The 986-nt window shown below is 70.4% G+C and carries 1 protein-coding gene; it reads right to left on the bottom strand.

Annotated elements, in window-relative coordinates; all coding sequences use genetic code 11:
- Window positions 1-209 precede the first annotated feature (209 nt).
- Complete coding sequence (locus tag ACFYR3_RS41370) at window positions 210-857, bottom strand: hypothetical protein (protein ID WP_389287348.1); 648 nt, start codon at window positions 855-857, stop codon at window positions 210-212.
- Window positions 858-986: the final 129 nt, after the last annotated feature.

Genomic DNA, 986 nt, shown 5'->3' on the forward strand with positions numbered 1-986 from the left:
GGGGGGGGGGGGGGGTGGGCCCCCCCCCCCCCCGCGTTCAAAAAAAAACGGGCGCCGGCGGGGGGCGGGGGGGGGGCGGGGGCCCCCCCCGCCCCCCCCCCCCCTCCCGCCGAGGGCCCCACGCTCGGAAAGCCGGGAAGAAGAGGAGATGCCTTGGCCGGCTCACTGCGACGCCGAGCGGTGAAGCGGGAGGAGCGGTGTCTGCGAGATCAGGCGGGAAGTCGGAGCTGACGGCAGGTTTCCCGCCACACCTTCTCGAAGTTCTTCTTCTGCTTCTCAATCACGCCGCTGGGCGCGACGACGTGGAACTCCTCCACGGCGGGGAAGCGTGAACCGCGCGAGAGCGTCTGGCTGCGGATATGGCCGAGGGGGTGCTGAAGGTCTCCCTCGACGCGCTCCCCGTTGTCCCCGGCGCGGCGGCGCATGAGGCGGGTGACCTGCGCTCGGGTTCCGGTGATCACTACCTCGACGGACCGGCTCGCCTGCCCCTTGCGGGAGGAGTCGCGGCATGCGGGCCGCGGCTTGCGGCAGGCGGGTCCGTGCCACTGTGCGCACGGGGGTGTCCGCTCGCCCGTGTCCGGGTCGATGCAGCCGGGCCACGGGGAGCGGCAGGAGTCGCCGTGCCGTTCCTTGCAGCTGTCGGTGCGGGCCGGAGGGAACGCACGGCGTATTCGGTATAGCGCCCACTCCGAGGAGGCGAGGCGGTCCTCCAGCGCCCGCAGCGCCGCAGTGTTGCCGTCCTCGGCGACACGCGTGTACAGAGTCTCCTTCGGGTAGGACGAGCCGTTCTCGTTCAGTGCCATCGATGTGTACTCCAGGGCCAGCACCTCGACAGCCTGCTCAAGATGGTCGCGCAAGCGCGCCATATGCGCAGGCCGGGCAGAACAGGAGATCTGGCGACCTCGCGTAATCGGGAGTCGCGTATTCCTCAGATACTGAGGGTTCGTGGTCACTGCGAGTGGTCACCGGGGGCATAGTGACGCCAG

The organism is Streptomyces sp. NPDC005784, assembly GCF_042871525.1.
In the GTDB taxonomy this organism is placed as follows: Bacteria; Actinomycetota; Actinomycetes; order Streptomycetales; family Streptomycetaceae; genus Streptomyces.